At 71.5% G+C, this 26,299-nt stretch carries 26 protein-coding genes; 14 read left to right on the forward strand and 12 right to left on the reverse strand.

The window, feature by feature from the left end; all coding sequences use genetic code 11:
* Positions 1-11: 11 nt before the first annotated feature.
* From ACFTXQ_RS23305 to ACFTXQ_RS23320, 4 genes are read left to right on the forward strand one after another with little or no spacing between them, the layout of a single operon-like run.
* A complete protein-coding gene (locus tag ACFTXQ_RS23305; protein ID WP_382643713.1) occupies positions 12-1,157 on the forward strand; it encodes an acyl-CoA dehydrogenase family protein in 1,146 nt (381 codons plus the stop codon).
* Positions 1,154-1,903 carry an N-(5'-phosphoribosyl)anthranilate isomerase gene (locus tag ACFTXQ_RS23310; RefSeq protein ID WP_382643715.1) on the forward strand — a complete coding sequence of 250 codons (750 nt, stop codon included), beginning with the start codon at positions 1,154-1,156 and terminating at the stop codon, positions 1,901-1,903. Before ACFTXQ_RS23305 ends, ACFTXQ_RS23310 begins: the two co-directional genes overlap by 4 nt.
* The gene (locus tag ACFTXQ_RS23315) at positions 1,900-2,622 is read left to right on the forward strand and encodes an indole-3-glycerol-phosphate synthase (RefSeq protein WP_382643717.1); all 723 of its coding nucleotides are present in this window, start codon (positions 1,900-1,902) and stop codon (positions 2,620-2,622) included. Before ACFTXQ_RS23310 ends, ACFTXQ_RS23315 begins: the two co-directional genes overlap by 4 nt.
* On the forward strand, positions 2,619-3,521 hold the full coding sequence (locus ACFTXQ_RS23320; protein WP_382643719.1) for an alpha/beta hydrolase: 903 nt from the start codon (positions 2,619-2,621) through the stop codon (positions 3,519-3,521). Before ACFTXQ_RS23315 ends, ACFTXQ_RS23320 begins: the two co-directional genes overlap by 4 nt.
* Here ACFTXQ_RS23320 and ACFTXQ_RS23325 read toward each other — a convergent pair.
* From ACFTXQ_RS23325 to ACFTXQ_RS23345, 5 genes are all read right to left on the reverse strand, one after another.
* A complete protein-coding gene (locus ACFTXQ_RS23325) occupies positions 3,518-4,654 on the reverse strand; it encodes a polyprenyl synthetase family protein (protein WP_382643721.1) in 1,137 nt (378 codons plus the stop codon). The two genes, ACFTXQ_RS23320 and ACFTXQ_RS23325, sit on opposite strands and share 4 nt — an antisense overlap.
* A gap of 161 nt (positions 4,655-4,815) precedes the next feature.
* Positions 4,816-5,343: a Uma2 family endonuclease gene (locus ACFTXQ_RS23330; RefSeq protein ID WP_382643723.1), complete on the reverse strand. Its 528-nt coding sequence runs from the start codon at positions 5,341-5,343 to the stop codon at positions 4,816-4,818.
* Between the two features lie 163 nt (positions 5,344-5,506).
* Positions 5,507-6,742, reverse strand: coding sequence for a protein-L-isoaspartate O-methyltransferase (locus tag ACFTXQ_RS23335; protein WP_382643725.1), 1,236 nt, complete (start codon positions 6,740-6,742; stop codon positions 5,507-5,509).
* Between the two features lie 106 nt (positions 6,743-6,848).
* Positions 6,849-7,058, reverse strand: a complete 210-nt coding sequence (locus ACFTXQ_RS23340; protein ID WP_382643727.1) for a hypothetical protein — start codon at positions 7,056-7,058, stop codon at positions 6,849-6,851.
* Entirely contained in the window at positions 7,051-7,224 is a 174-nt protein-coding gene (locus ACFTXQ_RS23345; protein ID WP_382643729.1) for a hypothetical protein, read from the reverse strand. Before ACFTXQ_RS23345 ends, ACFTXQ_RS23340 begins: the two co-directional genes overlap by 8 nt.
* 194 nt (positions 7,225-7,418) lie before the next feature.
* Here ACFTXQ_RS23345 and ACFTXQ_RS23350 point away from each other — a divergent pair, with 194 nt between their 5' ends.
* From ACFTXQ_RS23350 to ACFTXQ_RS23360, 3 genes are read left to right on the forward strand one after another with little or no spacing between them, the layout of a single operon-like run.
* The gene (locus tag ACFTXQ_RS23350) at positions 7,419-7,679 is read left to right on the forward strand and encodes a hypothetical protein (RefSeq protein WP_382643731.1); all 261 of its coding nucleotides are present in this window, start codon (positions 7,419-7,421) and stop codon (positions 7,677-7,679) included.
* Entirely contained in the window at positions 7,651-8,178 is a 528-nt protein-coding gene (locus ACFTXQ_RS23355) for a DUF6879 family protein (RefSeq protein ID WP_382643733.1), read from the forward strand. Before ACFTXQ_RS23350 ends, ACFTXQ_RS23355 begins: the two co-directional genes overlap by 29 nt.
* 14 nt (positions 8,179-8,192) lie before the next feature.
* On the forward strand, positions 8,193-9,056 hold the full coding sequence (locus ACFTXQ_RS23360) for a helix-turn-helix domain-containing protein (RefSeq protein WP_382643735.1): 864 nt from the start codon (positions 8,193-8,195) through the stop codon (positions 9,054-9,056).
* A 20-nt stretch (positions 9,057-9,076) separates the two neighbouring features.
* Here ACFTXQ_RS23360 and ACFTXQ_RS23365 read toward each other — a convergent pair whose 3' ends face one another.
* The 7 genes from ACFTXQ_RS23365 to ACFTXQ_RS23395 form a co-directional block, all read right to left on the reverse strand.
* Entirely contained in the window at positions 9,077-9,394 is a 318-nt protein-coding gene (locus ACFTXQ_RS23365) for a replication initiation protein, RepL2 (RefSeq protein WP_382643737.1), read from the reverse strand.
* The gene (locus ACFTXQ_RS23370) at positions 9,391-9,717 is read right to left on the reverse strand and encodes a hypothetical protein (protein WP_382643739.1); all 327 of its coding nucleotides are present in this window, start codon (positions 9,715-9,717) and stop codon (positions 9,391-9,393) included. Before ACFTXQ_RS23370 ends, ACFTXQ_RS23365 begins: the two co-directional genes overlap by 4 nt.
* A gap of 663 nt (positions 9,718-10,380) precedes the next feature.
* Positions 10,381-11,436, reverse strand: coding sequence for a helix-turn-helix domain-containing protein (locus ACFTXQ_RS23375; RefSeq protein ID WP_382643741.1), 1,056 nt, complete (start codon positions 11,434-11,436; stop codon positions 10,381-10,383).
* Between the two features lie 12 nt (positions 11,437-11,448).
* Positions 11,449-11,625, reverse strand: coding sequence for a hypothetical protein (locus ACFTXQ_RS23380; RefSeq protein WP_382643743.1), 177 nt, complete (start codon positions 11,623-11,625; stop codon positions 11,449-11,451).
* 456 nt (positions 11,626-12,081) lie between these two features.
* Entirely contained in the window at positions 12,082-12,717 is a 636-nt protein-coding gene (locus ACFTXQ_RS23385; RefSeq protein WP_382643745.1) for a DUF6875 domain-containing protein, read from the reverse strand.
* Positions 12,714-13,286: a hypothetical protein gene (locus tag ACFTXQ_RS23390; protein WP_382643747.1), complete on the reverse strand. Its 573-nt coding sequence runs from the start codon at positions 13,284-13,286 to the stop codon at positions 12,714-12,716. Before ACFTXQ_RS23390 ends, ACFTXQ_RS23385 begins: the two co-directional genes overlap by 4 nt.
* Before the next feature lie 31 nt (positions 13,287-13,317).
* Positions 13,318-14,712 (reverse strand): pyridoxal phosphate-dependent decarboxylase family protein, encoded by a 1,395-nt coding sequence (locus ACFTXQ_RS23395; protein WP_382643749.1) that lies wholly within the window; start codon positions 14,710-14,712, stop codon positions 13,318-13,320.
* Between the two features lie 276 nt (positions 14,713-14,988).
* Here ACFTXQ_RS23395 and ACFTXQ_RS23400 point away from each other — a divergent pair, with 276 nt between their 5' ends.
* The 7 genes from ACFTXQ_RS23400 to ACFTXQ_RS23430 all read left to right on the forward strand — a co-directional run.
* Positions 14,989-16,455 carry a multicopper oxidase family protein gene (locus ACFTXQ_RS23400; RefSeq protein WP_382643751.1) on the forward strand — a complete coding sequence of 489 codons (1,467 nt, stop codon included), beginning with the start codon at positions 14,989-14,991 and terminating at the stop codon, positions 16,453-16,455.
* 153 nt (positions 16,456-16,608) lie between these two features.
* Positions 16,609-18,816, forward strand: coding sequence for a condensation domain-containing protein (locus tag ACFTXQ_RS23405; RefSeq protein WP_382643753.1), 2,208 nt, complete (start codon positions 16,609-16,611; stop codon positions 18,814-18,816).
* 62 nt (positions 18,817-18,878) lie between these two features.
* Positions 18,879-20,087 (forward strand): methionine adenosyltransferase, encoded by a 1,209-nt coding sequence (gene metK, locus ACFTXQ_RS23410; RefSeq protein WP_382643755.1) that lies wholly within the window; start codon positions 18,879-18,881, stop codon positions 20,085-20,087.
* A gap of 77 nt (positions 20,088-20,164) precedes the next feature.
* The gene (locus ACFTXQ_RS23415) at positions 20,165-21,145 is read left to right on the forward strand and encodes a carbohydrate kinase family protein (protein ID WP_382643757.1); all 981 of its coding nucleotides are present in this window, start codon (positions 20,165-20,167) and stop codon (positions 21,143-21,145) included.
* Complete coding sequence (gene metH, locus ACFTXQ_RS23420; protein WP_382643759.1) at positions 21,142-24,606, forward strand: methionine synthase; 3,465 nt, start codon at positions 21,142-21,144, stop codon at positions 24,604-24,606. Before ACFTXQ_RS23415 ends, metH begins: the two co-directional genes overlap by 4 nt.
* A gap of 27 nt (positions 24,607-24,633) precedes the next feature.
* Entirely contained in the window at positions 24,634-25,590 is a 957-nt protein-coding gene (gene metF / locus ACFTXQ_RS23425) for a methylenetetrahydrofolate reductase [NAD(P)H] (RefSeq protein ID WP_382643761.1), read from the forward strand.
* Positions 25,591-25,595: 5 nt separating this feature from the next.
* On the forward strand, positions 25,596-26,299 hold a 704-nt coding region (locus ACFTXQ_RS23430), incomplete at its 3' end, for an adenosylhomocysteinase (protein ID WP_382643763.1).

The raw sequence follows: 26,299 nt of genomic DNA on the forward strand, positions 1-26,299 counted from the left end.
AGGGGTCCGCCGTGATCCGTTGGAACGCCGACCAGGCAGATCTGCGCGAAGGCCTGGAGAGGTGGGGAGACGCACTCAGCGCAGACCACATCGAGCTCGACGAGCAGTCCGCCTTCTCGGAGGACAAGTGGAAGCTCGTCCAGAAGACCGGGATCCTCTCACTGCCCTTCGACGAGGACCACGGAGGCCTCGGGCAGTCGATCCTCAGCACCATGTACGTGCTGGAAGGCCTCGGCGAGTACAACCGGGACTCGGGCCTCAGCTTCTCGGTCACCACGTCCATCTGCTCCACCGGAATACCGCTCCAGCAGTTCGGCACCGTCGAGCAGAAGGAGCGCTGGCTGCCCCTGATCTGCTCGGGCGAGGCGATCGGCGCCCACGCCATCACCGAGGCCGAGGGCGGCTCGGACGCCATGGCGATGACCACCAGGGCCGTGCGTGACGGGGACGACTTCGTCATCAACGGCAGCAAGGTCTTCGTCAGCAACGGACCGGTCGCCGACGTGATCGTGGTCTACGCCCGGACCCACCCGGACGGCGGCCCGCTCGGGACGACGGCGTTCCTGGTGGACCGCAGGACCCCCGGCATCACGGCCGGCAAGCCCATCAAGAAGATGGGTCTGCGGACCTCGCCGATCAGCGAGCTGTTCTTCGACGACGTACGGGTGCCCAGGAGCGCGGTGCTCGGCCGGGTCGGAGGCGGGTTCCTCGTCATGGACCACGTGATGAAGCGGGAGATCCTCTTCTCCTTCATCGTCAACGTGGGCGAGATGCAGCACCGGCTGGACCGTTGTGTCGAATACGCGAAGACGCGCAAGTCGTTCGGAAAGGCGATCGGTTCGTACCAGACGATCGCCAACAAGATCGTCGACATGAAGATCCAGCTGGAGACCGCCCGCAAGTGGCTCTACGACACGGGCGAGAAGCTGCAGGCCGGCGAGAACGTCACCCAGGACCTCGCCATCGCCAAGCTCGCCACCAGTGAGGCCAACCTGGCGAGCAGCCTGTCCGCCGTGCAGATCTTCGGCGGCCACGGCTACATGGCGGAGTTCGGCCTGGAGCAGGAAGTGCGCAACGCCGTCGGCGGCACGATCTACTCCGGTTCGAACGAGATCCAGTACAACCGCATCGCCTCCACGCTGGGGCTGGGCAAGTGAGCACCACCACCCGCCCGTTGTCCCGGACGCTGCTGAAGGTCTGCGGGGCCACCGCCCCGCAGGACATCGAGGCGGCGGCGGCCGCCGGGGCGGACTGCGTCGGCCTGTGGCACGGCGTACCCGGCGGCCCGTCGGAGCTGGACCAGGACGGGCTCGCCGCCCTCGCGGCGGCGGCCCGTTCGGCCGGCCTCCTGCCGGTCCTGGTGACGTTCCTGGCCGACGCCGGTGAACTGGCCGCGATCGTGCGGCGCACCGGGGCCGGCTGGGTCCAGCTGCACGCCTACCAGCCGCCGGCCGTCGTACGGGCGCTGCGCGAGGCGCTCCCGGCGGAGGTCGGCATCGTCAAGGTGCTGCACGTCGAGGAGGGCGGGGGCTGTGTGGAACGGCCGCTGATCGGCGCGTACGACCGGGCCGGCACCGACCTCTTCCTCCTCGACACCGCCACCGGGGACGGCCGGATCGGCAGCACCGGCCGGACCCTCGACCCGGAGCGCGTCACGGCCCTGCTGCCGCGGCTGACCCGCCCGTTCCTGCTGGCCGGGGGCCTGACCCCGGGCAACCGGCCGGCGTACGAGGAGGTCGTGCGCCACCCCGGCTTCCGCGGCATCGACGTGGACACCGCGGCGCGCGACGGGGCGACCGGCGGCTTCGGCGTCCCGCAGATCGCCGCCCTGGCCCGCGCCTGGCGCACGGGCGCCCGTACGGCTCGTATCCCCGACCACCCCCAGCTGGAGCTGTCGCGATGACGAAGCAGAACCGGACCGGCTTCCCTTTTCTCGAGGCCCTCCTGGCCTCCCGGACCCCCGTGGTGATGGAGGTGAAGCGGCGGGACGCCCACGGCTACGACCTGGTCGGCGGCCGGACCCCCGCCGCGATCGTGGGGGCGTACGAGACGGCGGGCGCCCCCTGCATCTCCGTGGTGACGGGCCGCTGGTTCGGCGGCTCGCCGGCGCTGCTGCGGGACGTGGCGGCGCTGACCGACCTGCCGCTCCTCCAGAAGGACTTCATCACCAGGAAGGACCAGATCCGCACGGCGAAGGAGCTCGGGGCGTCGGCGGTGCTGCTGACGGCGGCGCTGCTGCCCGCGTCGAGCATGCGGACGCTGGTGACGGAGTGCCTGCTGACCGGGCTCACCCCCTTCGTCGAGATCACGAACGAGGCCGAGCTGGAATCGGTCCACCTCCCCGAGGAGTGCGTGATCGCGGTCAACAACAAGGACATCAAGACGCGGGAGCGCGGCGCCGGAGACCTGGGCCGCTCCCTGGACCTGCTGCCGGCGGTCCGCGCGGCCGGCGCCGCCTGCCCGGTGAGCGCGAGCGGCATCGACGGCCCGGAGACCGCCGCCGAACTGCTGGACGCCGGCTTCGGGGGCCTGCTGGTCGGCACCTCGCTGCTGCGGACCGGCTCGCCGGCGGTGTGGGTGGACGCGATGGACGGCGCGCGGAAGGGGCTGGCGGTCCGATGACGACGCTGACGACGCAGCTGGCGGCCCAAGTCACCGCCCAGGTGGCCGCGCAGGTGACGGCGCTGCCGGGCGGGGTGCGCCCGTACCGGCTGAACGCGGCCGGGATCCCGCTCTCGGCGCTCCTGGCCCTGCCGGAGGGCGGGCAGCCGCCCCGCTCCACGATCCTGGCGATCCACGGCCGGGGCATGCGGGCGGCGTACTGGAACTCCTTCGTCCCCCTGGCCACGAGCCTGGGCCACGCGGTCCTGGCCGTCGACCGGCCGGGATACGGGGCCTCGGCGGACCTGCTGCCCGAAGGCCAGACCCTGGCCGGCCAGGCGGAAACCCTCCACGCGGCCCTGAAGGAGCACGCCGCCGAGCACGACATCGGCGCGGGCGTCTTCCTGCTGGGCCACTCCGACGGCGGCAAGGTCGCCCTCCACACGGCGGCCACGGACGGCGGCGTCCCGCTGCTGGGCCTGGACGCCTCCGGGGTCGGCTACCGGTACAACCCGGAGGCCCTGCACTTCCCCTCGACGCTGGGCGGCGGCGCCACCAAGCTCAACTGGGGCCCGCTGAACCTCTACCCGCGCGGCACCTTCCAGGCGAGCCGCACCCTGCTGTCCCCGACCCCGCCGCGCGAGTCGGCGGAAACCCTGCGCTGGCCCGGCCAGTACGCGGAACTGGCCCCGCGCGTCCGCGTCCCGGTCCGCCTCACGTTCGCGGAGTACGAGGCCTGGTGGGACCTGGACGCCCGCACCCTGGCGGCGATGACCGCCCGCCTGACGGCCGCCCCGTCGGTGGCGCTCGACCACCTCCCCGCCTCGGGCCACAACATCAGCCTGGGCCACACCGCGGCCGCCTACCACCTGCGGGTCCTGACCTTCCTGGAGGACTGCCTCCTGGGCGCGCGCGCCTAGCCGCCGCTCCGCTGCCGGACCGTCCGGTACAGCCGGTCGATGAGGTGACCCTTGCGCTCGATCGTCACGTCGAAGTACGCCGCGCTGCGCGCGGAGCGGCACACGCCCTGCACGGTGTCCTTGGCCGCGCGCTTCAGCTCGACCGCCTCTGCCGCGAGCCGCAGGAGCGTCTCCTCCAGCTTCGGGTGGCCGAGGACGAAGGACTTCAGCTCCTTGCCGGACGGGTCAGGGGGTGCGGAGCCGTCGTCGAGGAGTTCGAGGAACACCCGGTTTCCCAAGCCGTCGAAGTCCTCGTGGGCGTTGGCGCCGCCGAAGTCGGGCACGAGGTCGGTCAGGTCGTTGAACAGCTGGCTCGCCAGCCCGAGCCCGCGCATGGCGTCGTCCAGCGCGCGCCGTTCGTCCTCGACGACGTCCAGGGCCGCCACCGCCGCGTCGAGCGGCATCCGGAACAGCGTCCCGGTCTTGAGGGAGGCCATCGACTCCCAGAACTCGACGCGCGCGGCGTGGGGCGCGGCCGCCAGCTCGGCGCGGGTGACCGACGAGCGAGTCGACATGTCGACGGCCTGGCCGGTCAGGCCGTGGCCGACCGCCCGCACGAGGCTCTCCACGACGGCCGGATCGGCCGCGTGCAGCAGCGCGGCGGTGATCAGCCAGGAGCCGGCGTTGAGGGCGAGCGGTACGCCGTGGGTGACGTGGAGCGCGGCCTCGCCGTAGCGGATGCCGCTGCCGTCCTGGATGTCGTCGATCGCGACGGCGGCCTTCAACAGGATCCGCACCGCCACGGCGGCCCGCCGCACCGCCGCCCATTCCTCCGGGGAATCCCCGGGCCCGATCTCATCGGGGAAACCCCGGTAGTTCCGGTAGGCCCAGAACACCATCGAAGGGCGCAGCGGGGCCCTGCCGCCCGCGGGCGGCAGGGCCTCCTGCCCCGCCTTGGAGCCGAGGGCGTCCGCGACCGGCCGGTACAGGGACCGCCGCAGCGCGTCCTCGTACACGGATGCCCGCGCACCCGGGTGCGCCCGCCCCGGTGCGACGGCCGGCGAACCGAGGAACCGGGCCAGGTCCTCCTCCAGCAGCGCGGCGTCCTCCCGCACCACCGCCTCCACACCCGACGCATCCACCGTCCCGGTCACTCCGCCTCCGCACATCGCCGCTCGTCGAACACGGGCCCCGACAGCGCAGACCCGGCAGGGAGAAGCGTCATCGCCGGCGCCGGGCGCCACAAGCCGAGTCCGCATGCCGAAAGGAACGGGCGGCCGATTCCGGACACCGGAGCGGTGCGGGGAGCGCCGCCCTACAGCTCCGAGGTGTCGAGCTCGATCCCGAACGGCTCGGGCAGCCGTACGGTGGTCCCGAACGGATGCGGCCCTTCGGTCCGGGTGTACCCGAGCCGCCCGGGCTCGGAGAAGAGCGTGACGGTCCCTTCGACCCGGTCGATGAGGAGGTACAGCGGCGCACCGTACTCGGCGTACCGCCTGCGCTTGACGACCCGGTCGGTCTCCGCGGTGGACTCCGAGGTCACCTCGACGATGAGCAACGTCTGATCGGGCAACAGGGCCCCGCCGCCCTTCGCCAGCTCCTTCGGCACGACGGCGATGTCGGGCACGTACCAGTTCTGCGACCCGGGCAGGTCGAGGTCTCCCGACCCCATGAAGCAACCCAGTTCACCGACCCGTTCCTGAATTGCGTGCCTCACTGAGGCAGCCGACGCTTCGTCACCCCAGGCTCGCGACTGGCGCACGGTGCGCCCCTCGATCACCTCGACATGGTCGTCGGCCATGGGCTGGACGGCGTACTTCAACGCGCGCTCAGGGTCGGTCATGAGCACGACGCTAGCTCTCCGGCAGTACCCGGTCCGACAGTGGGCCCGCCCGTCACCCGTACGGTGTCGGGTTCGCCCGAGGCCGGGCGGTGCCCACGGCAGTCGGGCGTGCCGGGCCTTCTCGCGAGCAGCCCGGCCGGAAGGGACCGGCCGGTGCTGTGGATCAGGAGCCCACGAGCTGACGGGGTTCGTCGAGCCACGCGTACTGGCCACCCCCGTCGACCGTGAGGCCGAAGCGGGTCATGTGGGGACGGCCCCGGAGTTCGTACCAGGTGTAGGCCGCTGTCACCTCCGCCCACAGATCGCGCGGTCCCCACGAGCGGACCGCTTCCTGCGCCCACCAGGCGTCGTAGCGGACGATCGTGGCCGACGTGCCGGCCTCGTTGACGAACTGGACCTGTCGGTCGTCGCCTTCCCCACGGTGCGAGTAGGAGACGTCCGGCACCTGGAGTCCGATGGCGAAGTCCTGGAGATAGCCGCCTCCCAGAACCTGCGCCGGGTCGATCGGTGATGCGCGGCTTGTCGGCTCCTCCGGGACGTGGAGGTCGACGGTCGGCCGCTCGGAACGGATCCACATGTACGAGGACTCACCGACGAACCAGCCCTGCGCCGTCGTGCCCTTGCTGTCCACGCGAAGCCGCAGGAGACCCGCGTTGCTGTACGCCGTCCCGAACGGGGTCAGGATCACCCCGCTCCGCCTGGACTGCTCGATCCAGGTGTACGGGATGCGCCGAAGGGACGCCGTGCTGATGATCCGGTCGAACGGGTTCCTGCCGGGGGCGCCTTGTAGGCCGTCCCCGACGATCAGCTCCGGGTCGTAGCCGGCGGCCTTGAGGTTGGAGGCGCCCGCGCCAGCGATCTCCTCGTCGACCTCGACGGCCACCACCCGCTCCGAGCCGATGCGCTCGCACAGCAGAGCGGTGTGATAGCCGGAGCCGTAGCCGATCTCCAGTACACAGGACGGCGACTTCAGGTCCAGGTGTTGGAGCTTCCGCATGACGATGTCGAGGGCGGACACGGAGGACGTGAAGTCGCCCGCGCCCGGCCCCGGTGTGACGTCGCCGTCGTCCAGCTGCGTGACCACCGACTGGTGTGGGTTCCACACCGCGCGGCGCCACACGTCGGGCTCCTCGTCGCGGTCGACGAACTGCCAGAGGCCTTCGTCGTCCCGCACAGGCAGCCATACGGCCTGTGGGACGAAGGCTTCCCTGTCGACAGTGTCGAAGGCGCGTGCCAGCCAGGGCTCACGCAGTAACCCCGCGGTCACGAGGGCCTCGCGGCAGATCGCCCGGTTCACTTCTTCCCCGGCGGCGGGGGCGACGGAGGGGCCGAGGGCGTCGAGGGCTGGGGCGACGGGCGGCTGCCGTCCGGGCTGGAGGGCTGGGAGGGAGGTGTCCACGGCTTGTCCTGCGGGGGTCCGGCGTGCTTGCCCATCAGATTGTCCCATCGCTTTGGTCTGCAGGATGTTCGCCCGGTGGGGGCGGGAGTCGATGAACGCCCCGGCATCAGGCGGGCTCGATGTTGTCGACGCGCGTCGAGAACTCGCGACCTGACATGCCGCGGATGTAGGCCAGCTCCACCCAGCGTTCGTAGACGACCGAGTCCGACACGTTCTCGTGGACCACGGCCATCAGTTCGCCCTCCGCGCCGGACGCGAGGTCGCGGACGCGACGGCGCAGCAGCCGGTGCGGCAGATGCGCGTACTGCTCAGGCATCGGCCGGGTCCTCGTCGGCGCCGATGAACCGCTCCCAGCCGACCCTCGCACGGTCGAGAAGGTCCGCGCTGGGCTCGGGCACCGGGGTCAGACCCGGGCTCGGGTCGTCCGGGGTGTCGATGCAGAGCACGCCGCGGGCGCAGCTGTGAATCGTGCGGTCGGCCACGGGGGCGCTCCCTACCGTCTTCAGCGGGTGGTGCTTCTGAGAGTGGCGACAGGCTGTGCGCGATCGCCATGGATGTGCACCGATGTTCACAGCAGAGCTCGATTTACCCGACCTGATGACGCCCCCTTGACCAGACAACCAGCCTCCATGACTGTGGTGTTCATCCGTGCACAACCCGAGCATCGGAGGACATCATGGCGCTACGTTTCGTGGGCATCGACCCGAGCAGCAGCGATGGCGAAAGCCCCACCGTTTGGGTTGACGAGGAGAACCAGGAGCTCGTCCTCCAAGGCTGGAAGCCCAGCCCCGAGCTGGAGGCTGAATGCGCAGCGACGGAAATCCCCGGGCACGGCGTCGGTATCCCGCAGGGGGAGGCTGTGATCCGCATCCCCGCGCGCATGGTGAACATGGTCAGGGAGGCTTGCGATGTCCTTGAGCGTCCCCAGCTGGCCTGATCTCCTCGGCTCCGCCGAACGCCAGCTCGTGCATCTTGAGATGCGCGATCACTACGCCGTCGACTACGAGACCGGCCCATTCGCCGACTGGCGTGCCGGGTACCGCCATGATCCTGCGGACCGGGCATCGTGGTGGCGGCCTTGGCTGGACCTCGTCGCGTCCACGGTCTCCCGAGGCGTGTCCGTGCGCCGGGCTCGCATCGTCTCCGAGCCGGTCAGCGAGTACACGCGCTTCCTCTACGACATGACCTTCACGAACGTTGCGGCCGGCGAAGAAGTGCGCTGGCTGGCTCGCCGCGAAGCCAGCGCCATCGCTCTCCCCGGAACAGACTTCTGGCTTGTCGACGGCCGGCTCATCCGGTGGAACCACTTCACCGGTGAAGGGATGTCCGCAGGCGGGGAGATGAGCGGGGACCCGGCAGCGGTGAAGCTGTGCGCAGATGCCTTCGAGGCTGTCTGGAGCCGCGCGACCCCACACGACACCTACGTGATCAGATAGCCGGAGCCCCGCTCATGCCCGCATCCCCGTCCTCCGCGGCACAGGCCGCTCGTCGCAGCGTTGCGCACCGGCTGCGTGAACTCCGCACGGAGGCGGGGATCAGCGGAGGCGAACTAGGCGACCGCTGTGGCTGGACACACTCGAAGAGCTCGCGCATCGAGAACGCGAAAACCCCACCCACGCCAGACGACATCCGCCGCTGGTGCGACGCATGTGGCGCCCAGGGCCAGACAGCGGACATCATTGCCCAGTCCCAGAACGCCGAGTCGCTCTATTTGGAATGGCGACGACGAGTCCGCAGCGGTCTGAAGCAGTTGCAGAACAGCTACCTCCCCCTCTTCCGTTCCACCCGCCATTTCCGCGTCTACTCGGCTACGGTGCTGCCGCACTTCGTTCAGACCGAGGGCTACGCCTCTGGGCTGCTGACGGCGATCAGTCAGTTCCGCGAGATCCCCAACGACGTCGACGAGGCGGTCGCCGCTCGCATGCAGCGCAACGAGATCTTGCGGGAGCCAGGCCGGCGTTTCGTCCTGCTCGTGGAGGAGACCGCCCTCAGGTACCAGCTGACTGACGTGGAGGCCATGGCGGCTCAACTGGGCCACCTCATGACGGTGGGTGCCATGCCGTCCGTCAGCCTCGGCATCATCCCCATGGCGTCCCCCGGACGGACTCGGTGGCCGCTGGAGACCTTCCATATGTACGACGACACGCTCGTCTCGGTGGAACTCCTGGCAGCCCGGGTCACGGTCACCCAGCCCTCTGAGATCGAGCTCTACGAAAGGGCTTTCGCGGGGCTCCAGCAGCTGGCGGTGTACGGTGCCGAAGCCAGATCGCTGATCATGGAAGCCATTGCAGCTCTGGCGCCGACCGAGGGGTGAATGCGGGAAGGCGGGCCCTGCTAGGCGGTGGGACGTAGCGGGGTGACGGTCTGGCGGCCGGTCGTCTTGTCGGTCCGCCGGTAGAAGCGCATGTTGCCCAAGCGCTCGCCGGATTCCTCCAGCCAGCCGCCGCTGATGAGTTCGCGGCGTACGCGGGACAGGAGCTGCGGGCTCATGGAGGCCTCGGCGGCCAGCTCGGCTCCTGTGGCGTGCACGGTGCCGATCTCGTCGGTGTCGGAGACGGCGTACAGCACCAGGAGCAGCCGCTGGAGGGGCGGTAGGTCACCGGTCTCGCGCAGGACGCGCTGGACCTCGGCGCGGGCGTCGCTGGTGTTCACGCGGTCCTCCAAGGGTCGACCGTGGTGGCGATGGGCGCGGCCTTGATCTCGGTTCCGGGGATGTCCGGAGGGTTGTGGTCACGGATGGCGGCACGCTGGGCGATCTCGGTGATGGTGCGTCGCACTGGTTCGCCGTGGCCGGGGGAGTTGAACAGGTACCAGGTGATCACCCTGCACTCGGCATCGGTGAAGGTTGCTGGGTCTTCAAGCATGGCGTTCATACGGGGCTGGCTGCCGTTGCTGTGGGTGCCGCCGTAGGCGAAGGGGGCTGTCTGGGAGGTTTCGCCGTCTACGTCGATGACGCGCTTGCCGGTGCCGCGCACCGCTCCCCACCCGGAATCAACTTCCAGTTGATTTGTGTGACGGCGCTTCCGGGCTGTCGGGATCCGGAGACTGTCACCCCAGGGCATCAGACTGTAACCCTAGGGTTACACCCGATCGGCCCATTTCCTGAGGTCAGCCCAGGTATGGCTTGGTCGTGCTCTTAGGAGGGGAGGACGCGCGGCATCGGATCGGCCTCCGCCCCCGTTGCTCGAACCGGCAACGAGGTAGCAGCGGGGCCGGTCGGTCGGCCCTCGGCATGGTGGGTATGCGCGCAAGGGTGTGGTCCCGGCGGGCCCCGGGGGCCCGCCGGGCCCCCACTGGGTTCGCATCCGCCGTGGGCGGCCTGCGGTCCGTGGTGGGCCTCAAAACCGGCAGCGTGGCTGATGCCGGTGGGTGGTTGCGCGAGCCCCGAACGCCCGGTGATCGCACTCGGCTTTCGTCGTGGCGCACCTTCTGTGGCTGGGGTTGTCCAGGTGGGGAAGGGGTTGCGCGGTGCATCGAGGGGAAGCGGGGCAGGGGCGGGCGTTCGGGCCGTACCTGGGCGTCTTCCTGCCCGGGCCGGGCGGTCAGCGGGTATCGCGGTGGGATGGCCCGGTGGGGGTGGGCCGAGGGCGGTGAGAGCCGGACCGCCGGTGCGATCCCCCGCAGGGTGTCGTCCTCGGTCAGCTGCGCAGGGAGGCGAGTTGGGCGTTGGCCTCGCGGAGTTCCTCCTCCAGGTAGGCGATGCGGTCGTACGGGGAGTCCGACGAACGGAGGGCGGCGGTGTGGAGTGCCAGCACCTCGTCGACGCGCGGGGGCGACATGGGGTAGCCCGCCTTCATCAGCTCGTCGAGCAGTTCCAGGACGAACTGCCTGGGCGGCATGCGGTCGCCGCGGAGGTACCGGGAGACGGCGCTCGGGGAGTAGTGGTGCCTGTCCGCGTACAGGCGCATGGGGATGTCCACGAGGGTGAACAGATCGTTCAGGGCCTGGGCGAGGGCGCGCCGTTCGTCCGGGAGGTTGGCCCTGAAGGGGGTCGGCGGCTGTGGCGCGGGGTCCGGGGGCTGCGGGGCCGCCGGGTCCGGTGTCGGCTGGGGCGGTGGGGGGACCGGCTGCTGCTCCGCCTGGGTGCGCAGCTGCTGCCAGACGCGCAGCCAGGCCAGTTCCGCCACGGCGGGGTCTGCCGCGTCGATGCCGCGTGTACTCAGCCAGCCGCGGGTCCTCTGTGCGTGGCGCAGGCAGCCCCGCACCAGGGCGGAGACCGCCGGCCAGGTCGGCAGCGTCGTGCGGTGCGGGCTGTGCGCGTCCGCGAGGCAGCTGCGGGAGACCCCGGTCAGTCGGGCGAGCCGGGTCAGGGAGGGGGAGCCGGCCCACAGCCGCAGCTCGCGTAGGCGGGCCACGTATTCCGCCGGGTCGGTGGCGGGATCGGGGCGCGGCGGTGTGACGGCCCAGAGCTCGGTGTCCCAGGGGGTGTCCTCGTGCTTGGCGAGGTACCACTGCTCGGTCCAGTGCTGCGGGTCGCCCCCGCAGGCCTCGGCGTAGGCGAGGGTGACGTCGAGGCTGGGCAGCGTGTCCCCGGCCGCGGCGGCCGCGAGGGTGGACACCGAGCACCGGTGCTCGATCCTCGCGGCCATCGCGCGGTAGGTGGGGTTGCCGGCATCCCGGCGCAGCGCGCGCAGCCGGCGGGCGAAGGCCGCGTACGGCGCGTCGGGGGCGATCGGCTTCTCGGGCCGTGCCATGAGGGGGCGCCCTCAGCGGGTGCGGGTCAGCTCGCGGGCGGCGGCGCCCATGGCGATGAGCGCCGCGACCGCCGCCGACAGGTCGTAGCCGAGCAGGACCAGCACGATCACGATGACGCCCACCGGGAGGACGGCCGGGACGGTGACGGAGCCGCCGTTGGGCAGGCCGATGCAGAACGCGTTGTTCATGTCATGTTCCTTGGTCCGGACGGATGTTGACGATGCGTCACGGGTTGCCGCCCGGGCCGCACGATCACCCTGCCACGACGGTCACGGGGCGAACCAGATGTTCCGGAGCGCTGGTTTTCCGGATGTGTACGGGCCCGGCGGCGTTGCCGTTCGCTCGGCAACGGACCGGTTGTCCGAGAGCGTCCGGACGCCGCCGGACAACGTGGATTGATGCCCTGGTCAGGGGCCTTCGTTGTCCGGAACCGTCCGACTTCGTCCGATGGAGCAATTGCCCCTGCCGCAACACCCCCGCCGCCCGGGATCCTCAACGTCTCAGTACGGCTGATGTCCTGGTCCGGACGGTACGCCGCACGCATCACCGGGCGCCCCTCGTTGCCGCGAGCGCGCCCACCATCACGAAGACGGCGGGTCGGGCACATGTATGCCCCGACCCGCCGTCTTCGTGTGCGCAAGGGGTCAGGCGGCGACCACGCGGCTCACCAGCTGGTCGCGGATGCGGGCCGGGATGGCCGGGGCGAAGCGCTGGAGGTAGTGGTCCATGTGGGAGTCGTCGCTCACCAGGAACGGGAGGTCGAAGACCAGGAGCTTGCGGACGGCGAGGAGGGGGAGCGGGGCGCGCAGGGGGCGGAAGGCCTCGTTGTAGAGGCCCGGCTCCTCGCACACCGGGTGGAACTGGCCGATCATCAGGCCCTCCGCGACGAACTCGTCCTTCGCCTTGCGCTGGAGTTCGTCCAGCTCCACCGAGTCCGTCGGGTCGAAGCCCGGCAGGACCAGGAGGATGGTCAGGAGTTCGCGGTCCTCGGGGGAGAGCGGCTCCGACAGGGCCGCGTGGCGGGTGCGCAGGGAGTCGACCGCCGAGGCCAGGTCCTCGCAGTCGGCGGACGGCACCGCCAGGTGGAACAGCTCCTTGCGCAGCGAGGGCTGGGTGTACGGGCAGACCGGGCCGGTGCGGCCCAGTTCGGGGTGGCTGGAGACCAGGAAGTCGCGGCTCCAGAGGAGGACTTGGAGCAGGGAGCCGAGGTGCTCCGCCGGGGCTTCGCCGCGGGCTATCTCGCCGGCGGTCCAGGACTGGATCAGGTCGTCTCCCCTCATCGGGGGTCCCTCCACATCGGTCGCAGTGTCGGCCCGCCCCCGGGCAGGACGATGTCCCCGCCCAGGAGCTCGAAGCCGGCGCGGCGGCTGGCGGCCTCGCCGCCCGGGGAGCTGGCCTCCGCGTACATGCCGGCTCCCTCGGCGTCGGCGCGGGCCAGCAGGTCGCCGAGGAGCGCGGAGATCAGGCCGCCCTGCTGCCGGCCGGGGCGGACCGCGCCGAACGACACGTAGTAGTGCGGCGGGCCGTGCGGATGGCGTTCCTCCTGGAGGGCGGCGATGGTGCGCATGGCGTCCGCGTGCTCGCCCAGCGCCGCGGCGAAGGCCGCGTCCAGGGCAGCCTCGTCCGGTTCGGCGCCGGGCGGCAGGAAGAGCAGTACGGCGTCGCCGTCCGGGGTGGCGAGCACCCCGTCGTGGGCGGCGGACAGTTCCACGAAGACCCGGAAGAACCCGGGCAGCAGCTCCGCTCGGAGCTTCTCGTCGGGGATCATCCAGCGGGTCAGCGCGTCCTCCTGGAAGCAGGTGGCCAGGAGGGCGGACAGCTCGGCTACAGGGGTGGGTGAGGTTGGCAAGGCAGGCCTCCGGTTGGATCGGACGGTGGGGTCAGGACGCCGTGCGGCCGCGCGCGGCGAGTTCCGCGACGCGCCCGTGCAGCGTCGGCAGGTAGTGCTCGAACTCCGGCTTGATCAGCACGCTGCGGATGACCCGCGCCGCCTCCGCGTCCCGTACCGCGCCCGGGTGGCGCCGTACGAACGCGTCGGCGTCCGCGCGCAGCACGCTCAGGAACACCGGGTCCGCCTCCGCCGTCATGCCGTCGCGCAGCAGCCGCTCCGACGCCGCGTCGATCGAGGACAGGGCTGAGTCGGCGGTCGTGGGGAAGTACGTCACGATGTCCAGGTCCGGGCGCTGGTACAGCTCCAGGTCGTCGGACTCCGTCAGCAGGTCCGCCCACCGCAGCGCGGCCCGCCGGTTCGCGGCGAGGATCCGCCCGAAGCCGTCCGGGGTGAGCGGCAGCAGTTGCAGGGTCAGCCACAGGGCCGCGGCGGCCGCGCCCGCCCGCGAGCACTCCAGGCTGATCTCGCCCAGGTGCAGGTCCGCGTCGGTGAAGTAGGTGTACGGGGAGTCGTGCGCGAAGTGCCGCCCGGCGCGCGGGTCGGGGAAGAGCACCGCCCCGCAGCCGTAGGGCTGCAGCCCCTGCTTGTGCGGGTCCACGACCACCGAGTCGCACCCGGCGATCGCCCGCCAGGGCTCCGGGTCGACGTCGCCGGTGCCGGCCCGGCCGAGGATCGCGTAGAAGCCGCCGTACGCGGCGTCGACGTGCACCCGCGCCCCGTACCGGCGCGCCAGCGGCAGCACCTCGTGCACGGGGTCGACCGCGCCCAGCCCGGTGGTGCCGGTGGTGACGACGACGGTGCCGATCCGCCCGCCGCGCAGCGCGGCCTCCAGCGCGCCGAGGTCGATGCGGCCGTGCCCGTCGGCCGGGATGCGGTGGCCCTCCATGCCCAGGACGTGGCACATCCGCTCGTGGGTGTAGTGGCACTCGGAGCTGTACGCGATCCCGCGGTCGGGGTGCAGCTGCCGGGCGACGTACAGGGCCTCCAGGTTGGCCATCGTGCCGCTGGTGGTGAGGTGCCCGACGTGCGCGTCGAGGCCGAACATGGCGGCCAGCTCGGCGACCGCCTCGCGTTCCATCTCGGTGGTCGCGGGTCCGCCCTCGGCGGCGTGGTTGTTGGGGTTGAACAGCATGGCGGTGAGGTAGCCGGTGACGGCCGCCGGATGCGGCGGCTTGACCATTTGTCCGGCGTAACGCGGGTGGAAGAACGGATAGTTGTGGTCCATCCGCTTGGCGAGGCGGTCGAAGGCCTCGGTGAACGCGCCGGGGTCGACCCGGTGCGCGTCGTGGGTCTCGTAGGGGCCGAACTGCCCGCCCCACCGCTCGGCCACCCCGAGCGCGCGTGGCAGCCAGTCGCGTAAGTCGTGCAGGTCGTGCAGGTCCACGGGTGCCTCCCCCGGCCGCCCGATCGGCGGCACGCATCACGCGTACGCGGTCGTACGTACGCACGAGGAGCGTTGCCCAGCCCCCGCAAGGCCCGCGCAACGCCGAACGCCCGCACACCATCCGGCCTCGAGTGATGCGCAAGCCGGGTCTGGTGCACTCGCGGCGCGCCACCTGTGCGAGGAGTGCCACTCGCCGGCCGCCCGCTGCCCGCAGCGCGATCGGCTGCCCCGTCCCGGGCGGACCGCTCGCACCCACCCTTCCCAGGAGGACATCCCATGGTCACCAGACGCACCGTGCTCGGCGGCGCCATCGCCGCGACCGGCGCCGGCCTGATCACCGCCGGCGGTCTGACACCGCTGTTCGCCGCCGGGTCCGCACAGGCCACCGCCGCCGACGCGGGGGCGACGGGGGTCACCGTCCCGCCGCCCTTCACTGTGAAGATGCCGACGCTGCCGGTGCTCTCGCCGATATCCACCCTGGGCGGGCAGGACACGTACGCCGTCACCATCAAGGAGGTGGCGCGGGAGATCATCCCCGGGGTGCAGACGAAGGTCCTCACCTACGACGGCCACTTCCCGGGGCCGGTGCTGCGGGCCCGCAGCGGCCGGAAGGTGGTGATCCGGCACCGCAACACCCTGACCATGCCGGTCTCGGTCCACCTGCACGGCGGCAGCGTCACCCCGGAGAACGACGGCGGCCCGATGGACACCTTCGGGCCGGGCACCTCCCGTACGTACAGCTACCCGAACCAGCAGCCGGGCGCCGCGCTGTGGTTCCACGACCACGCGCACCACATGGAGTCGGAGCACGTCTTCCGCGGCCTGTCCGCGAGCTACCTGCTCTCGGACGACAACGAGCGTTCGCTGCCGCTGCCGGCCGGCCAGTACGAGGTCCCGATCGCGCTGCGCGACGCCCGCTTCGACGATGCCGGGCAGCTGGTCTACGTCATGGACGACGTCTTCGGCCGGACCACGATCCTCGCCAACGGCCGCCCGACCCCGTACTTCGAGGTGGCCGCCCGCAAGTACCGCTTCCGGCTGCTCAACTCCTCCAACATGCGCTTCTTCCAGCTGCGCCTGTCGGACGGCGGCCAGATGATCCAGATCGGCACGGACGGCGGGCTGCTGGAGCGCCCCTTCACGACGGACACCGTCGGCCTGTCCCCGGCGGAGCGGGCGGACGTGGTCATCGACTTCTCCCGCTACCCCGTCGGTACGAAGATCGTCCTGGAGAACACCCTGGGCCCGGGGACGCCGGAGCAGGTGGGCAAGGTCCTGCGCTTCGACGTCGTACGGACGGCCTCCGACCCGAGCCGGGTCCCGGACGTGCTGCGCACGCTGCCGGCCATGCCGGCGGCGACCGTGCAGCGCAACATCGTCCTCAGCATGGACGAGGACGGCCGGCAGGAGCCGCGGGGGCTCATGGACGGCCGGGAGTGGGACGCGCAGCGGATCGACCAGACCATCGCGTACGGCTCTTCGGAGATCTGGACCGTCACCAACGCCAACAAGATCGTTCCGCACAACTTCCACATGCACCTGGTCCAGTTCCGGGTGCTGGAGCGCAACGGCGCCCCGGTGGCGCCCGCCGAGGCCGGGCTGAAGGACACGGTCCGCCTCTTCCCCGGCGAGACGGTGAAACTGCACGCCACCTTCGACACGTACAAGGGGACGTACGTCTACCACTGCCACCTCCTGGACCACTCGGCGATGGGGATGATGGCCAACTTCCGGATCCGCTAGGGGCGATCCGACAGGGGTGCCCTCCGCTCGACGCGCGCTCAAGGACGGGCCGAGGAGCGGGCGGAAGAATCCTCGACAACAGACCATGTCCGGCCGTGTCCCCCACGAGACCCCACATGTGTCCGAAGCCGAAAGGGAAGAGGAGGGAAGCCGATGGCCGCCGCCACCGTGGCCATGACCGTGGTCCTCACACCCGGCCCTCCGACCTCCCTCGATCTCCACGGCCGGCTCACCCCCGCCGCACTCAGTTCCGCCCTCGCGGTGCTGCCGCCGTGTACGCCGACGCTGCACCGGCACACCGCCGACCACCACACGCTCACCCTGCCCCCGCCGCCGTTCCCCGCGGGACGGCTGTCCGACCTGCTGACCGGGGTCGCGGCGGCGGGGGAGGAGGAGACGTACGCCGCCCGGGAGCCGGGCGGTGCCGCACGCGCCGCACGTGCCGGGCGCCCGGGGGATTCCGGACGGTCCTCCGGGCGCACCGGACGCCTCGACCTGGAACCGGAGGGCCCTCTTCCCATCACCCCCCTGCAACGTGACGTACTGCTCGACGCGATGACCCACCCCGGCGCCGGCCTCCACGTGGAACAGCTCCACTGGCGCTGGCACGGACCGCTGGAGACGCGGCGGTTCGCGGCCGCGTGGCAGACCCTGTACGACAGCGAGGCGGTCCTGCGCACCGCGCTGGCCCGGCCCGCCGCCCCCGGCTCGGGGCCGCTGGTCGCCGTACACCCGCAGGCCGCACCGCAACTGGAACGGCACGCGCGGGGCAGCGCCGACTGGCACGCGCTGCTGCTGAGCGAGCGGATGCGGGAGTTCGACCTGTACCGGCCCGGCACGGCGCTGCGGATCGCGCTGCTGGAGGAGCCGGACCAGGTGTTCCGCGTACTGCTGACCTACCATCAGGCCCTGCTCGACGGCTGGAGCGCACGGGTCCTCCAGCGCACGCTGTACCGGGCGTACCTCGCCGACGGGCGGCCGGTCGGCAGTGAGCGCCGGCCCGACATCCGCGACCACATGCGCTGGCTGGCCCGGCAGGACCTGGCCCCGGCCAGGGCGTTCTGGGCCCGCGCCGGGGCGCGCGCCGGGGTTCCGGCGGGCCTGCCGGGCCTGCGGGGCATCCCCGGCCTGCCGAGCCTTCCGGGCCGGCCGGGTACGGCGGCCGTGCCGGCCACGGCGAGCCTGCCGGGCGTACCGGAGCGGCCGTCGGGGAGCGGCCCGCGGCAGCGCGGCCACGGCCGCACCCGGCAGCGGCTCACCCCGTACGAGGCGCTGCGCCTGCGGAACTGGGCGGCGGTGCGCGGCGCGACCGAGAGCACGGCCCTGCACGCGGTCTGGGCCCTCCAGCTCCACCGCGCCACCCCCGGCGCGGCCGCCGTCACCTTCGCGGCGGCGGTCTCGGGCCGCGGCATCCCCCTCGCGGGCGCCGACCGCCTGCCCGGCCCGCTGCGCAGCGCCCTGCCCCTGCACGTCCGCATCGACCCGGCCGCCCCGCTGACCAGCCTGCTGACCACGCTGGCGGGCCAGGTCCTGGACGCCGCCTCCTACGAATGGGTCTCCCCGGGCCAGGCCGCCCAGTGGTCCCGCCCGGTTCCCGAGTCGCTCATCGCCTTCGAGGCGAAGGCGCCCGCCGGGCACGCCGGCGATCCCGTCCACGCCGAACTCGCCGCCGAAGGCGTACGGGTCGGCGCCGCCGAGTCCATCGGCGCGCACACCGCGCTGCCGTACGCCGTCACGGCCCACCACGACGCCGAGGGCGGGCTCGTCCTCACCTCCGTGTACGACAGGGCGCGCATCGCCGACTCCGACGCCGCCGAGACCCTCGCCCAGACCACCCTGCTGCTGCGCGAACTGCCCGACGCCGGCGGCGAGTCCACCACCGTCGCCGAGGCCCTCGCGCTGCTCGACGACAGCCCGGTGCCGCGCGTCACCAGCCCGTCGAAGGCGGCCGCCCGCACGCTGCGCATCCTGCGCGCGGCGGCCCGCACCGGCGCCGGCACGATCTGCCTGGTACCGCCACCCGACGCGCCGCCCGGCTGTTACGACGCGCTCGCCGAGGCCTACCCCGGCCCGCAGGCGCTGACCACCGTACGGCCGCCCGCCGACGCGCGGACCGTCCTGGCCGCGCTGCGGCCGGCCCTCGCCCGCGGCGAACCGCTGCTGCTGGGCGGGTTCTCCGGCGCGGGCTCCCTCGCCTGCGAGGTCGCCGAACGCATCGCCTCGCACGGCTGGCACCCGCCCCTCGTCGCGATCGGCGGCACCCTCACCACCGCGGGCGAAGACGGCCCCGACCCGGTCCGGGCCCTCGCCCGGACCCTGGAGACGGCCGCGGCGGCGGCCGCCGCCACCGCCCGCCCCTGACCCGCCCGCCGACCCGTTCCCTGCCCGACCACGACGCCCCGTCCCACACCACCAGGAGTGACATGTCCCGTCGTCTGTTCACCTCGGAGTCCGTGACCGAGGGACACCCCGACAAGATCGCCGACCAGATCAGCGACACGATCCTCGACGCCCTGCTCGCCCAGGACCCCGCCTCGCGCGTCGCCGTCGAGACGCTGATCACCACCGGTCTCGTACACATCGCGGGCGAGGTGACGACGCAGGCGTACGCGCCGATAGCCCAGCTCGTGCGCGAGAAGATCCTGGAGATCGGCTACGACTCCTCCGTCAAGGGCTTCGACGGCGCCTCCTGCGGCGTCTCCGTCTCCATCGGCGCGCAGTCCCCGGACATCGCGCAGGGCGTCGACACCGCCTACGAGAACCGCGTCGAAGGCGATGAGGACGAGCTCGACAAGCAGGGCGCCGGCGACCAGGGCCTGATGTTCGGCTACGCCACCGACGAGACCCCCGAGCTGATGCCGCTCCCCATCCACCTGGCGCACCGGCTCTCGCGCCGGCTGTCCGAGGTCCGCAAGAACGGCACGCTCCCGTACCTGCGCCCCGACGGCAAGACCCAGGTCACCATCGAGTACGACGGCGCCAAGGCCGTCCGCCTCGACACGGTCGTCGTCTCCTCGCAGCACGCCTCCGACATCGACCTGGAGGCGCTGCTGGCCCCGGACGTCAAGGAGCACGTGGTCGAGTACGTCCTCGCCCAGCTGGCGGAGGACGGCATCAAGCTCGACACCGAGGGCTACCGCCTGCTGGTGAACCCGACCGGCCGTTTCGAGATCGGCGGCCCGATGGGCGACGCCGGCCTCACCGGCCGCAAGATCATCATCGACACGTACGGCGGCATGGCCCGCCACGGCGGCGGCGCCTTCTCCGGCAAGGACCCGTCGAAGGTGGACCGTTCCGCCGCCTACGCCATGCGCTGGGTCGCCAAGAACGTCGTCGCCGCCGGCCTGGCCTCGCGCTGCGAGGTCCAGGTCGCGTACGCCATCGGCAAGGCCGAGCCCGTCGGTCTCTTCGTCGAGACCTTCGGCACCGAGAAGACCGACATCGCGAAGATCGAGGACGCGATCGCCGAGGTCTTCGACCTCCGCCCGGCCGCGATCATCCGCGACCTGGACCTGCTGCGCCCGATCTACGCCCAGACCGCCGCCTACGGCCACTTCGGCCGCGAGCTGCCGGACTTCACCTGGGAGCGCACCGACCGCGCCGAGCTGCTGAAGGCCGCCGCCGGCGCCTGAGCACCACCGCCCGCCCCACCCGTTTGCCCCGCCCCCGCTCCGCCCCGCCGACAACAGACCAGCTCACAGGAGTCCACGTGCGTATCGCGGTGACCGGATCCATCGCCACAGATCACCTCATGGCCTTCCCGGGCCGGTTCGTCGACCAGCTGCTCCCCGACCAGCTGGACCACATCTCGTTGTCCTTCCTCGTCGACACCCTCGAGGTGCGGCGGGGCGGAGTGGCGGCCAACATCGCCTACGGTCTCGGTGGCCTGCGCCTCGAGCCCCTCCTCGCGGGCGCCGTCGGCCCCGACTTCGCGGAGTACGAGGTCTGGCTCAAGGAACACGGCGTCGACACGGGCTCGGTGTACGTCTCCGCCGAGCACCAGACCGCCCGCTTCGTGTGCATGACCGACCAGGACTCCAACCAGATCGCCTCCTTCTACGCGGGCGCCATGGCCGAGTCCGCCCGCATCGACCTGCGGGACCTGCACGCCCGCACCCCCCTCGACCTGATCCTCGTCTCGCCCAACGACCCCGGCGCGATGGTCCGCCATACCGAGCAGGCCCGGGAGCTGGGCATCCCCTTCGCCGCCGACCCCTCGCAGCAGCTCGCCCGCCTCACCGGAGCCGAGGTGCGCACCCTCGTCACCGGGGCGCGCTGGCTCTTCACCAACGAGTACGAGTCCGCGCTGCTGCGCGAACGTGCCGAGTGGAGCCACGGGGAGGTCCTCGACCGCGTCGGCACCTGGGTCACCACGCTCGGCGCGCAGGGCGTCCGCATCGACGCCAAGGGCGAGCCGACCATCACCGTCCCCGCCATCCCGGGCGTCCGCGCCGAGGACCCGACGGGCGTCGGCGACGCCTTCCGCTCCGGCTTCCTGGCCGCCGTCGGCTGGGGGCTGCCGCTGGAGACCGCCGCCCAGCTCGGCTGCGCGATGTCCGCGCTGGTCCTGGCCGCCGTGGGCTCGCAGTCGTACGAGATCCAGCCCGAGCGGCTCCTCGACACCGTGCGCACGGTCTACGGGGAACACGCGGCCGGGCTGCTGGAACCGAAGCTGGAGCAGCCGGCATGACCACGAACGCGCAGGAACGGGCCGCAGGCCTGAGGGAGGCCCTGGCCACGCGGGTCGTCGTCGCCGACGGGGCGATGGGGACGATGCTCCAGGCGCAGGACCCGACGTTGGAGGACTTCCAGCAGCTGGAGGGCTGCAACGAGGTCCTGAACGTGACGCGGCCGGACATCGTGCGTTCCGTCCACGAGGCGTATTTCTCGGTGGGCGTGGACTGTGTGGAGACCAACACGTTCGGCGCGAACTACGCGGCGCTGGCGGAGTACGACATCGCGGAGCGGAACTTCGAGCTGTCGGAGTCCGGTGCGCGGATCGCCCGTGAGGTCGCGGACGAGTTCACGGCCTCGACGGGCCAGCAGCGCTGGGTCCTGGGCTCGATGGGGCCGGGCACGAAGCTGCCGACGCTGGGCCACATCACCTACGGGCAGATCCGCGACGCCTACCAGATCAACGCGGAGGGCCTGCTGGCCGGCGGCGCCGACGCGCTGCTGGTGGAGACCACCCAGGACCTCCTCCAGACCAAGTCCTCCATCATCGGTGCCCGGCGGGCGATGGAAGCGCTGGGCGTCAGCGTCCCGCTGATCTGCTCGGTGACCGTCGAGACCACGGGCACGATGCTGCTGGGCTCGGAGATCGGCGCGGCGCTGACCGCGCTGGAGCCCCTGGGCATCGACATGATCGGGCTGAACTGCGCCACGGGCCCGGCGGAGATGAGCGAGCACCTGCGGTATCTGGCGCGTAACGCCCGTATCCCGCTGTCCTGCATGCCCAACGCCGGCCTGCCCGTCCTGACCAAGGACGGCGCCCACTACCCGCTCTCGGCCGCCGAGATGGCGGACGCGCAGGAGGGGTTCGTACGCGAGTACGGGCTCTCGCTCGTGGGCGGCTGCTGCGGTACGACGCCGGAGCACTTGCGGCACGTGGTGGAGCGGGTCCGCGGCACGGCGATCGCCGAGCGGGATCCGCGCCCGGAGCCGGGCGCCGCCTCCCTCTACCAGACGGTGCCGTTCCGGCAGGACACCTCGTACATGGCGATCGGTGAGCGGACGAACGCGAACGGGTCGAAGAAGTTCCGCGAGGCGATGCTGGAGGCCCGCTGGGACGACTGCGTGGAGATGGCCCGCGACCAGATCCGCGAGGGCGCGCACATGCTGGACCTGTGTGTGGACTACGTGGGCCGTGACGGCGTCGCGGACATGGAAGAGCTGGCGGGCCGCTTCGCGACGGCCTCAACGCTGCCGATCGTGCTGGACTCGACCGAGGTCCCCGTCATCAAGGCGGGCCTGGAGAAGCTCGGCGGGCGCGCGGTCATCAACTCGGTGAACTACGAGGACGGCGACGGCCCGGAGTCCCGCTTCGCGAAGGTCACGCAGCTGGCTCAGGAGCACGGTGCCGCGCTGATCGCGCTGACCATCGACGAGGAGGGCCAGGCCCGCACCGTCGAGCACAAGGTCGCCATCGCCGAGCGACTGATCACCGATCTCACGGGGAACTGGGGGATCCGCGAGTCGGACATCCTCATCGACACCCTGACGTTCACCATCTGCACCGGTCAGGAGGAGTCGAGGGGTGACGGCATCGCGACGATCGGGGCGATCCGCGAGCTCAAGCGCCGCCACCCGGACGTCCAGACCACGCTCGGCCTGTCGAACATCTCCTTCGGTCTGAACCCGGCCGCGCGTGTCCTGCTGAACTCGGTCTTCCTCGACGAGTGCGTCAAGGCCGGCCTGGACTCGGCGATCGTCCACGCCTCCAAGATCCTCCCCATCGCCCGCTTCGACGAGGAGCAGGTGGCGGTCGCGCTGGACCTGATCTACGACCGTCGGGCCGAGGACTACGACCCGCTGCAGAAGCTGATGGCGCTCTTCGAGGGCGTCAACATGAAGTCGATGAAGGACGGGCGGGCGGAAGAACTCCTCGCCCTGCCGCTGGACGAGCGGTTGCAGCGCCGGATCATCGACGGCGAGAAGAACGGCCTGGAGGCGGACCTCGACGAGGCCCTGCAGACGCGGCCCGCGCTGGACATCGTCAACGACACCCTGCTGGAGGGCATGAAGGTCGTCGGCGAGCTCTTCGGCTCGGGCCAGATGCAGCTGCCGTTCGTCCTCCAGTCGGCCGAGGTCATGAAGACGGCGGTGGCCCACCTCGAACCGCACATGGAGAAGTCCGACGACGAGGGCAAGGGCACCATCGTGCTCGCCACCGTGCGCGGCGACGTCCACGACATCGGCAAGAACCTCGTCGACATCATCCTGACCAACAACGGCTACAACGTCGTGAACATCGGCATCAAGCAGCCGGTCTCCGCGATCCTGGAAGCCGCGCAGGAGCACAAGGCCGACGTCATCGGCATGTCCGGCCTGCTCGTCAAGTCGACGGTGATCATGAAGGAGAACCTGGAGGAGCTCAACCAGCGCAAGCTGGCGGCCGACTACCCGGTGATCCTCGGCGGCGCCGCCCTCACCCGCGCCTATGTCGAACAGGACCTCCACGAGATCTACGAGGGCGAAGTCCGCTACGCCCGCGACGCCTTCGAGGGCCTGAGGCTGATGGACGCCCTGATGGGCGTCAAACGCGGCGTCCCGGGCGCCGAGCTCCCGCCCCTGAAGCAGCGCCGCGTCGCCAAACGGGACACACCGCTCCTCCAGGTGGTCGAACCCGTCGACGGAGGCCGCTCGGACGTGGCCGTCGACAACCCGGTCCCGACCGCGCCCTTCCTCGGTACCCGTGTCGTCAAGGGCATCCCGCTCAAGGAGTACGCCTCCTGGCTCGACGAGAACGCGCTGTTCAAGGGCCAGTGGGGCCTCAAGGGCGACACCATCGCCACGGACGGCCGGCCCAGGCTGCGCGGCTGGCTGGACCGGCTGCACACCGACGGCCTCCTCGAAGCCGCCGTCGTGCACGGCTACTTCCCCTGCGTCTCCAAAGGCGACGACCTGATCATCCTGGGCGAGAACGGCTCGGAGCGCACCCGGTTCACCTTCCCCCGCCAGCAGCGCGGCCGCCGCCTGTGCCTCGCGGACTTCTTCCGCCCGGAGGAGTCCGGCGAGACCGACATCGTCGGCCTCCAGGTCGTCACCGTCGGCAGCCGCATCGGTGAGGAGACCGCGCGGCTCTTCGCCGCCGACGCCTACCGCGAGTACATGGAACTCCACGGCCTGTCCGTGCAGCTCGCCGAGGCCCTCGCCGAGTACTGGCACGCCCGCGTCCGCGCCGACCTCGGCATCGGCGGCTCCGACCCGGACTCCATGGACGGCATGTTCCGCACCGAGTACCAGGGCTGCCGCTACTCCCTCGGCTACCCGGCCTGCCCCGACCTGGAGGACCGGGCCAAGATCGCCGACCTGCTGCGGCCCGAGCGCATCGGCGTCCGGCTCTCGGAGGAGTTCCAGCTCCACCCCGAGCAGTCCACCGACGCCATCGTCATCCACCACCCCGAAGCCAGCTACTTCAACGCACGCTGACCTCCACGAGCCGGAAAGGAGTCCGACATGCCGGCTGCCCTGGCCGCCACCGCCGAACGCCCCCGCACGTCCTTGGCCCCCGCCCCCCTCGGCGTCCGTGAACTGCTGGCCACGGGCCGGCGTACCTTCTCGTTCGAGTTCTTCCCGCCGAAGACGGACGCCGGGGAGCGGACCCTGTGGGCGGCGATCCGCCGCATAGAGGCCCTGTCCCCGTCCTTCGTCTCCGTCACCTACGGCGCCGGCGGCTCCTCCCGGAGCCGCACCGTCGAGGTCACCAAGCGCATCGCCGCGGAGACCACCCTGCGCCCCGTCGCGCACCTGACGGCCGTCGGGCACTCCGTCGCCGAACTGCGCCACATCATCGGCCAGTACGCCGACGCCGGCATCCGCGACGTCCTCGCCCTGCGCGGGGACCCGCCCGGCGACCCGAAGGGCCAGTGGACCCCGCACCCGGAGGGGCTGAACCACGCCCACGAGCTGGTCACGCTCATCCGCCGGCTGGGCGACTTCACCGTGGGCGTGGCGGCCTTCCCCGAGCGCCACCCCCGCTCGGCCTCATGGACCGAGGACATCCGCCACTTCGCCGCCAAGTGCCACGCCGGCGCCGACTACGCCATCACCCAGATGTTCTTCCACGCCGAGGACTACCTGCGGCTGCGCGACCGCCTCGCCGCCGTGGGCTGCCTGACGCCCGTCATCCCCGAGATCATGCCGGCGACCGATTTCCGCCAGATCCGGCGCTTCGCCGAGCTCAGCGACGCCCGCTTCCCGGACGCACTCGCACAGCGGCTCGAAGCCGCGCAGGACAACCCGGCGGACGGGCACCGGATCGGTGTCGAGTACGCGACCGCCATGTCGGAGCGGCTGCTCGCCGAGGGCGCCCCCGGCCTGCACTACATCACCCTCAACAAGTCCACCGCGACTCTAGAGATCCATCAGAACCTGAACGTCAGCCAGAACCCAGCCACCACCATCACGGAGTAGAACCCATGGACTTCAAGGTCGCAGATCTCTCGCTCGCGGACTTCGGCCGCAAGGAGATCACCCTTGCCGAGCACGAGATGCCCGGTCTGATGTCGATCCGCAAGGAGTACGCCCCCTCCCAGCCGCTGGCCGGTGCGCGGATCACCGGCTCCCTGCACATGACCGTGCAGACCGCCGTGCTCATCGAGACCCTCGTCGCGCTCGGCGCCGAGGTCCGCTGGGTGTCCTGCAACATCTACTCCACCCAGGACCACGCGGCCGCCGCGATAGCCGCCGCCGGCATCCCCGTCTTCGCCTGGAAGGGCGAGACGCTGGAGGAGTACTGGTGGTGCACGGAGCAGGCGCTGACCTGGCCCGGGCACGCCGGCCCCAACATGATCCTCGACGACGGCGGCGACGCCACCCTCCTCGTCCACAAGGGCGTCGAGTACCAGAAGGCCGGACAGGTCCCGGACCCGTCCACCGCGGACAACGAGGAAATGGCCCTGGTCCTGGAGCTGCTCGGCAAGAGCACCATCGACTGGACGGCCCTGGCCGCCGGCATCCGCGGCGTGACCGAGGAGACCACCACCGGCGTCCACCGCCTCTACGAGATGCACCGCGACGGCGCCCTCCTCTTCCCGGCGATCAACGTGAACGACGCCGTCACCAAGTCGAAGTTCGACAACAAGTACGGCTGCCGCCACTCGCTCATCGACGGCATCAACCG

The organism is Streptomyces sp. NPDC057010 (assembly GCF_042673805.1).
In the GTDB taxonomy this organism is placed as follows: domain Bacteria; phylum Actinomycetota; class Actinomycetes; order Streptomycetales; family Streptomycetaceae; genus Streptomyces.

Coding starts and splice junctions, on each gene's coding strand:
- ACFTXQ_RS23315 (WP_382643717.1), top strand. CDS start 1,900: ATGACGAAGCAGAACCGGACCGGCTTCCCTTTTCTCGAGGCCCTCCTG.
- ACFTXQ_RS23320 (WP_382643719.1), top strand. CDS start 2,619: ATGACGACGCTGACGACGCAGCTGGCGGCCCAAGTCACCGCCCAGGTG.
- ACFTXQ_RS23330 (WP_382643723.1), bottom strand. CDS start 5,343: ATGACCGACCCTGAGCGCGCGTTGAAGTACGCCGTCCAGCCCATGGCC.
- ACFTXQ_RS23340 (WP_382643727.1), bottom strand. CDS start 7,058: ATGCCTGAGCAGTACGCGCATCTGCCGCACCGGCTGCTGCGCCGTCGC.
- ACFTXQ_RS23350 (WP_382643731.1), top strand. CDS start 7,419: ATGGCGCTACGTTTCGTGGGCATCGACCCGAGCAGCAGCGATGGCGAA.
- ACFTXQ_RS23355 (WP_382643733.1), top strand. CDS start 7,651: ATGTCCTTGAGCGTCCCCAGCTGGCCTGATCTCCTCGGCTCCGCCGAA.
- ACFTXQ_RS23360 (WP_382643735.1), top strand. CDS start 8,193: ATGCCCGCATCCCCGTCCTCCGCGGCACAGGCCGCTCGTCGCAGCGTT.
- ACFTXQ_RS23375 (WP_382643741.1), bottom strand. CDS start 11,436: ATGGCACGGCCCGAGAAGCCGATCGCCCCCGACGCGCCGTACGCGGCC.
- ACFTXQ_RS23380 (WP_382643743.1), bottom strand. CDS start 11,625: ATGAACAACGCGTTCTGCATCGGCCTGCCCAACGGCGGCTCCGTCACC.
- ACFTXQ_RS23385 (WP_382643745.1), bottom strand. CDS start 12,717: ATGAGGGGAGACGACCTGATCCAGTCCTGGACCGCCGGCGAGATAGCC.
- ACFTXQ_RS23400 (WP_382643751.1), top strand. CDS start 14,989: ATGGTCACCAGACGCACCGTGCTCGGCGGCGCCATCGCCGCGACCGGC.
- ACFTXQ_RS23405 (WP_382643753.1), top strand. CDS start 16,609: ATGGCCGCCGCCACCGTGGCCATGACCGTGGTCCTCACACCCGGCCCT.
- metK (WP_382643755.1), top strand. CDS start 18,879: ATGTCCCGTCGTCTGTTCACCTCGGAGTCCGTGACCGAGGGACACCCC.
- metH (WP_382643759.1), top strand. CDS start 21,142: ATGACCACGAACGCGCAGGAACGGGCCGCAGGCCTGAGGGAGGCCCTG.
- metF (WP_382643761.1), top strand. CDS start 24,634: ATGCCGGCTGCCCTGGCCGCCACCGCCGAACGCCCCCGCACGTCCTTG.